Annotated in this window: 7 protein-coding genes; all 7 read right to left on the bottom strand. The window is 51.1% G+C overall.

Annotated elements, in window-relative coordinates; all coding sequences use genetic code 11:
- Window positions 1–1,254: flagellar hook-basal body complex protein (locus RIC05_RS07840; RefSeq protein WP_350059752.1), on the bottom strand; the 1,254-nt coding region annotated here is incomplete at its 3' end.
- Between the two features lie 50 nt (window positions 1,255–1,304).
- A complete protein-coding gene (locus RIC05_RS07845; protein WP_350047683.1) occupies window positions 1,305–2,066 on the bottom strand; it encodes a flagellar hook assembly protein FlgD in 762 nt (253 codons plus the stop codon).
- A gap of 21 nt (window positions 2,067–2,087) precedes the next feature.
- A complete protein-coding gene (locus RIC05_RS07850; protein WP_350047685.1) occupies window positions 2,088–3,728 on the bottom strand; it encodes a flagellar hook-length control protein FliK in 1,641 nt (546 codons plus the stop codon).
- 288 nt (window positions 3,729–4,016) lie between these two features.
- Window positions 4,017–4,526, bottom strand: a complete 510-nt coding sequence (gene fliS / locus RIC05_RS07855; protein WP_350047687.1) for a flagellar export chaperone FliS — start codon at window positions 4,524–4,526, stop codon at window positions 4,017–4,019.
- A gap of 57 nt (window positions 4,527–4,583) precedes the next feature.
- Window positions 4,584–6,353, bottom strand: coding sequence for a flagellar filament capping protein FliD (gene fliD / locus RIC05_RS07860; protein WP_350047689.1), 1,770 nt, complete (start codon window positions 6,351–6,353; stop codon window positions 4,584–4,586).
- 107 nt (window positions 6,354–6,460) lie between these two features.
- Window positions 6,461–6,826 (bottom strand): flagellar protein FlaG, encoded by a 366-nt coding sequence (locus RIC05_RS07865; RefSeq protein ID WP_350047691.1) that lies wholly within the window; start codon window positions 6,824–6,826, stop codon window positions 6,461–6,463.
- Between the two features lie 84 nt (window positions 6,827–6,910).
- Window positions 6,911–7,126: flagellin (locus RIC05_RS07870; protein WP_350047693.1), on the bottom strand; the 216-nt coding region annotated here is incomplete at its 5' end.

A 7,126-nucleotide genomic window follows, 5' to 3' on the forward strand; every position in this document is an offset into this window, starting at 1 on the left:
ATCCGAACCGTTTGTCCATTCGGCTGAAATGTCAGCATCGGTCAAATCACCGGCAGTACCAACCGTGACCGCACCAATGGTCGCGGCAACGCCGGTAAAGGTCTGAAGGTTGCCTGAACCATCAAAGGTAACGGTCCCGGCCTGGATCAGGCCGTTTGGGTGATCTGTGGAATCAAGTTGGCCAGCGGTCGTTTGACCGGTTAACTCAAAGCCCCAACGGTTTTGACCCAGTTTGACAACCTGCAAATTGACAGTGTGGGCGGAGCCCAGCGAGTCATAGATTGTCACCGGCATGGTGTTGTCTTCGGCAACGGTTCCCGATGCAAGATCACCTGCATTGTAGGTCGGGGCCAGTGTGCCGGGAACACCCGGAACCGTGATGCCGGTTGCACTGAATGGTGTGCCTGTTGCGTTGGCAAAGGTCACACCCTGATCGGCAAAGGCCGCTGTGAGTGTCAGGGTGTCGTTGGTGCCGGTCGTGGTGGTGGTGGCATTGATCCCGGTTACCGCGCTGATGGTAGCGGCCAGATCTTCAAGCGTATCACCGGTATTGATGGTGATCGTGGTGGTCGTCCCGTCATGGGTGATGGTGAACTGATCACCATTGTTTATGCCTGCCAAAGCTGTCAAATCGGTGGTGTCATAGTCGAGACCCACAGTGGTCGAAGTGGCAGTTCCACCGACAACAGCGGTTTCATCGGAGTTCAGGTTTGCGCCAAACTCAATCGATGTGGTCGAAGCAGCAGCTGTCAGGATCGAGTTGATATCAAGAACCTGAAGATCGGTCACCGCCGAGCTGTTTGATGTCGTGACATTACCAGCAGTGTCAAGAAGCTGTCCGTCGCGATCGGTTGCCCAACCCTGAACGTAATAGCCTGCAGTGTTGCGCAAATAACCATCATTATCGGGTTTGAAATCACCCGCACGGGTAAAGAACAACTCGTCATTGGTGCCTGGCGATGCAGTATTGCGGACGATGAAGAAGCCATCACCGGAAATTGCCGCGGCCGTGGTTGACGAGGTTGCCTGCAGCAAACCCTGTTTGCTGATCAACGCTGTCGGGTGGAACCGAACGCCACCCGGTGTATAGCGGGTGTCTGAAGCGGCTTCGGTCACAAGGGTCGAGAAACGCCCGATGGTTCCCTTATAACCGATTGTATTGAGGTTCGAGATGTTGTCCGAGATGACGCCCAGGTTCTGAGACTGCGCATTCAGGCCGGAAACACCGGATATCATTGCACCAAAAAGGCTCATTGTTCTTCTCCTGCAAGTACAGGGTGTTAATCAAATCCGGATGAGTGCCCTTAGGCAGCTTCGTCCTGCGCGTCGTCGTTTCCGGAACCGTTATCGGTTGTATCTGTGCTGCTCGCGCCCAATTTCACGTTGGTAAGCGTTGAGAACGGCACCGCTACATCACCGATGCGAAGGTAAATGTCGGAATCGTCAATATCGACACTGTCGACAGATCCGATGATCCCAATCGCAACAGATGCCGGTTTGCCTTTTTCAGTGGTAAAGGTGTCACCATTTGCAGCCATCGGTTTGAGGACCAGCGTGTAGGCACCTTCGGCCTGCTCAACGCCACTATTGTTTTTACCGTCCCAGGTAAAGCTCTGGAGGCCGGAAACATCGTTGAGTTCTTCAGAATAGATCGTTGCACCGCTTTGATCCTGAATCTGCAATTGCAGGCGCGGAACTTCAGGTGAAACGTTGTATTTGTATTTAAGCTCGCCATCTTCTTCGAGCCAGTTGGTGTCGCCAACGGCTTCGATTTCAGCACCGACATAAGACAGTGCAGAAAGCTGACGCTGCTGACTTTGCATCGAGATCAGGTTTTCGAGGTTTTTATTGCTCTGAATACCTTGCTCAACCTGGGCGAACTGGCTCAGCTGGTCGGTGAACTTGTCACTTTCCATGGGCGAGGTCGGGTCCTGATTTTGCAGCTGTGTTGTCAGCAAGGTCAGGAACGTATCAAAGTTCTGTGCAAGCTGATTTGCTGAACTGCTCGACGCGGCATTTGTATTTGTGCCGGAGAGGCCAACATTTGTCAGGGATGAAACGGTCATGGGTCTGTCCCTCTACCTTTCCTAAATCCGGATATCGACAAGGCCGTTGGGATTAATCCCATAGCCAATGCCAACATGTTCGGCGAGTTCAGCTCCGCTCAAAACGTCGCCATCTTCCGGGCTGCTGCCCTGATTGGCGGACATCTGAGATTGACCTTTGCCATCCTGACTTTGGCCACCTTGATCTCTGTGTTCAAAGGTGAAGCTTTGACTGTCTGCATTCAGGCCGGCATCCTTAAGAGCCTGCTGCAATGCACGTGAATCCTGACGTAACAAGTCGAGTGTTTCGCGTGTATCTGCCTGAATAACACCTTGGATACGACCATCGTGGCCGATCTCCATCTTCACGTCCACACGTCCGAGATGTTCTGGACGAAGCTGGACTGAAATCTTATCGACGCCGTCACTGGCGGCGTTCTTGATCGAGACGGCAACCTGCTGCTGAACCTGCTGTGCCGGGGCATGACGCGCGGTTTGTGCGGTCTGACCACCGGTATTGGTTTGCTGCAACGTGCTGGCGGTGTTGAGTTGCCCGTTTGCCGTCTGTGCTGTGGCTTCGGTGCCGCCAGTTGCGGTTACGGGACCTGCTGCTGTGTTGGTCTGAGCAGCGGGATTGTTCTGTATGGTTTGCGCGCCAGCTGCTGCGGCCATGGCCTGTTGGGCTGCCTGGGCAGTTTGTGCCGGGTTGCTTGCGGTTGCCTGTTGAGCACCGTTTGCGTTCGCCGATTGACTGTTTACAGATGCGTTTGAAATTCCAGAAGCATCGGATTTGGCTTTGCCATCACCGCTCATGGAATCGACAACACGTGACAGGAACTTGTCTGAGGAAAGTTCCTCGCCTGCGGCTTCGTCAGCAACGTTCATTGCCATTTTCGCGGATGCGCCAGCGGCAGGCTGAGACAAGGCGGTTGAACTCATCAAGCCATCAGTTGTGGCTTCCGCAGATGTTGCGTTTGCCGCCATACCGGCTGAGTTTTGCCCAGTACCCATTGCTGTGTTTTGCCCCGCAGCTGCTGTATTAGAAGCAGAGCCCTGTGCAATGCTGGATTTAGCATTCGCCAAAGCAATTTCCTCGGGGGAGCCAGGAAGCGGGACAGCGGACTGGACAGTCTGCACCGGCTGGTTAGGATCGGTTATACCAAGCTCTGTCTGGGAAGGATCACCAGCAGTGTCTTGCGCAACATTGCCATCGTCAGCTTGTGCGACGTCTTTGCTATCGCCATCGGAGGCGGCGTGATCATCGGGCGCGCTGTCAGAGTTATCTGCATGTTCCATATCACGATCAGCGCCATCGTCGTCAGTCCGATCGGCGTCCAGATCATGATTATCATCGGATTTAGGATCGTCGACCTTGGCATGGTCATCACGATGATCTTGATCCGCACGAACAGGTTCATCATCGCGACGATTGTCGGATGTTGAATAGTCGCGATCAGTGTTGTGTTCGCTGCTACGCTTTGCGTTCAGATCGGCGCGGTTTTCGTCCCATGTACTCTGGGCAGATTTTGCCGCGTCATGTTTGATCTGACTTTTGCGCTCAGACCAGTTTTCTGTGACTGATGCCATCACTTCGCCAAAGCCCGAAGCCGCGCTATTGCTGGCGGTTGCACCGGGAATGGAAACGGTTGGCATAATGCTGTTTGTAATCGCAGAGCTGTTCATGACCTTGGTCCTTATGGAAACAGTGTCAGAACAGTTGCAAGCGGCGGGCCAGTTTTGATCGTTAATAAATTGTATAGATTTTCAGGGCGTTAGTCGGCATTCGCCGGCAGAGGAAAATTTTACCGGGAGGGGACTAGTTTCATGAACAGGCAAAAATGATCACGTGGCCGGGTTTATTCAAGGTTGGCTTGTTTCTATTCTTAAAACAGGGTCGCGCATATTTCAAAGGCCCTCGAATGATCGAAGGCCTTTGAAAATCTAATGTTGATCGCAACAGGAATGAGACCCTTATGCTGATATCGAAAGTCCAGATTTAGGCGGGGTGACATTTTCACTGTCAGGTGCCGCTGATGCCTTGGGGGGAGAGGCAGCGTTTTGCACCTGTTGGCCTTGTTGTGCGCTCACAACAGCCTGACGCAATTCGCCTTCGCTTTTCTCGGCAAGCTCTGCCCATGAATCGCGAAGCGGGGTCAATAGCATGGAGACCTCAGCTGCAGCCTCAGGATCATTGTGCCGATCAACGTCCATCAAACGAACCAAGCAGTGCGAATAAAGCCGTTCAAGATTCTCGGCGATCTCGCCACCTTGGGCCATGTCGAGGGTGTTTGAAAGATGAGCAAGAAGTTCCTGAACATTGCAATTAGCATTGCATCGCGCTTGAATATCTTTGCGCTCAATTGCGTTCTGAACTTCTTGTAAGCGTGACAAGATCTTTTCGTACAGCATGAACACCATCTTGGCTGGTGTTGCCGTATTGACCTGTTGTTGCCTGTAAGTATGGGCGGCGTGTTCGTTCATACGACACTCCTTGGTATGCTGTGCGTCTCCGTAGTGTGCATGTATGACAGATAAAAGTTAACTACTTTCTTTGCCTGCTGCCATCAATTCGTCGAGAGAACTCTGAATATTCTTCATTCGAGAAAGGGCGGATTCCATCGCAATGAACTTATCCATCAGGACTTCGCGCTGTCGCGCAAGGCTCTCATCGATCCGTCCTACTTTTTCCTCATATGACGTATTCTGAGTTTCAAGGTCCGCAATTGCTTGCGTAAGAGTCCCGTTCTCATCGTCAAGCATGGATTCAAGTTCAAAGTAAAGCTGCGATCCGATACCATTTGTTGTGGTTACAGATGCAGTATCAGCCGCATTTTTATCACCGCTATAAAACAGACGAAGTCCGTCTTCTGTGACAATTGAAGAACCGGTCACGGTTGCGTTTAACCCGGCAGTTACAACACCATTAATCGTGACATCATAGGTGACGCTGTTGATGGCACCAGCAGCTGCATCAATGTTGAAATCGTAGGTCGCAGCACCTGTTTTGTTGCTAAAACCAGTCATCGAGATGTCTGAATTGTCCGACGTCCCCTTGAACAAGAATAGTTCCATCACTTCGCTTGGATTGTTCAAAAGCGCTTCGTTCAGTGCTGTTTCATCAATTTCAAGCGTTCTTTCAAGACTTGAGTCTTCAGTTTCGCCATAGCCCAAGAAAGAAATGCCGATTTCAGCAAAAACGGTGTAGTCATCCTTACCTACCCGGTCAGTGACGCCATCCGCAAAAGAACCCGCAATCTGTTGCAATGAGGATTCTATGCTTTTAACAGCTGAGTTTCCAAGAAGTACCGCATCTTCGGATGCCTTGAATGTTGTCGGATCAACGTACGTCTTTTCGTTGATAAACGACTGCACGGCATTATAGGCTTCAACGAAATCAAGAATTGCGGTTTTGGCCTGATTAAGGTCCTGTTCGACTTCGATCGTCACCTGTGTTCCAGGTTCTGCGTCGTAGAGGCTGATCGACAGACCATCAATCAAATCGGAAAATTCGTTTGATCCACGCGTGACGGCAATGCCGTCGAGTTGGATCATTGCATCATTACCGTCATCAATAACGTTTGTTGCATTGATGGTCGTTGGATCACTCAGAATACCAAGGCTTTGAAGTACGTTACCGCTGTCATCACTAAAGGACATGCGGTTATCAACACCTTCTTCTGTGGAGGTGAGAATAATTGTACTTTCAGTTGCCGATACCTTGACAACAGACGCTTGAACGCCTGTACTATCCTTGATGTTATTAATTTTGTCGCGAATTTCTTGAAGACTGTCGCCCGCAGCAACTGTTACGGTAGAACTGCCAGCCCCACCGGTTACCGTAAAGGTACCTGTCCCGGTAATCCCGGTTATGTCTGCGCTTGCCGCGACAGCCTGAGTATCACTGGACAGTTTATGCTTGCTTGCTACTTGGTCAATTTCAAAGGTATAGCTACCACTCTCTGCAGCGTTTGATGCGGCCACACCGATCAAAGATCCAGCGGACGTGCCGTCTGACGAGGCAAAAATCGTTTTAGATTCGAAGATGTTTTTCGAATTGTCGAAACTTGTGGCACCGTACAGGTTCGCCATTGAGTCTTTGAGTGTGCCGATCAGCGTCTGAAGCTCTTTCAGGGCTGCTATTTTCTCGTCATTTGCTTCAACACGCTTTTCGAGATTATCGGCAGGAATGCGACGGGCAGCAATCATCTGGTCGACGGTGTCGACGAAATCAATGTTAGACGAGCCACCAGACAACTGGACACGCCCGTTTTCGCCGACATAGATATTGTTTAGATTTAAGCTGCTCATCGGTTTAGCTCCCTGGGCGTCTTCAGTTGGCTGTCGCTAGGAAACGTGCTTTCCACTGTTACATGGTTAAAGCAAGAAGCGTGCCTGTCGTTAGCCCAATCGCTTGTTTAAATTTCTTCGTCCACAACGCTGCCAAGATATTCACGCATATGCGAAAACAGTTGCTGCAGTTCTTTGGACGGTAATTCGCGCAGCACTTCGCCACTGGCGCGATCCATAACTTTTGCGACAACGCGACCTGTGTCCTGATTGAAGTTTAATTCAACACGGGCATCGTTATTTGCAATTTCCGGGATATCAAGATTAGCCAGAGCTTTTTGAAGTTTAGAGCCTTGGCTGCTGTCCGATCCCTTTGACCCAAAGGCCGGTTGATCAGTTTGAGCTGAAACAGTGATTGCAGGCGCAGAAGGGGTAGAAGAAGGCTTGCTGCTCTGTGCTGCTGCACTACTGGAATATGTGTTGATAAGTTCCATCTGACCCTCCTATGCCGCGCTGTAGTAAAGGATAAACCGGAAATGGGATGAGGGAAAGCCCTCATCCCAACTCGGAAATCCGGATTACTGCAGGAGACGCAGCAGGTTCTGCGGCATCTGGTTGGCCTGAGCCAACATGGCGACACCCGACTGAACCAGGATCTGCTTGGAAGTGAACTTGGTCATTTCCGCAGCAACGTCAAGGTCCATCAGTGTTGAACGGGCCGCTTCGTTGTTTTCTTGCGACGAGGCCAAGTTTTTGGCTGCGAAGTCAAGACGGTTCTGGCCCACACCAACGTT

This window comes from Thalassospira sp. (genome assembly GCF_040218635.1).
In the GTDB taxonomy this organism is placed as follows: domain Bacteria; phylum Pseudomonadota; class Alphaproteobacteria; order Rhodospirillales; family Thalassospiraceae; genus Thalassospira.

Excerpts from the sequence above, each read along its gene's own strand:
- fliS (WP_350047687.1), bottom strand. The coding sequence starts at position 4,526 with ATGAACGAACACGCCGCCCATACTTACAGGCAACAACAGGTCAATACG.
- fliD (WP_350047689.1), bottom strand. The coding sequence starts at position 6,353 with ATGAGCAGCTTAAATCTAAACAATATCTATGTCGGCGAAAACGGGCGT.
- RIC05_RS07850 (WP_350047685.1), bottom strand. The coding sequence starts at position 3,728 with ATGAACAGCTCTGCGATTACAAACAGCATTATGCCAACCGTTTCCATT.
- RIC05_RS07865 (WP_350047691.1), bottom strand. The coding sequence starts at position 6,826 with ATGGAACTTATCAACACATATTCCAGTAGTGCAGCAGCACAGAGCAGC.
- RIC05_RS07845 (WP_350047683.1), bottom strand. The coding sequence starts at position 2,066 with ATGACCGTTTCATCCCTGACAAATGTTGGCCTCTCCGGCACAAATACA.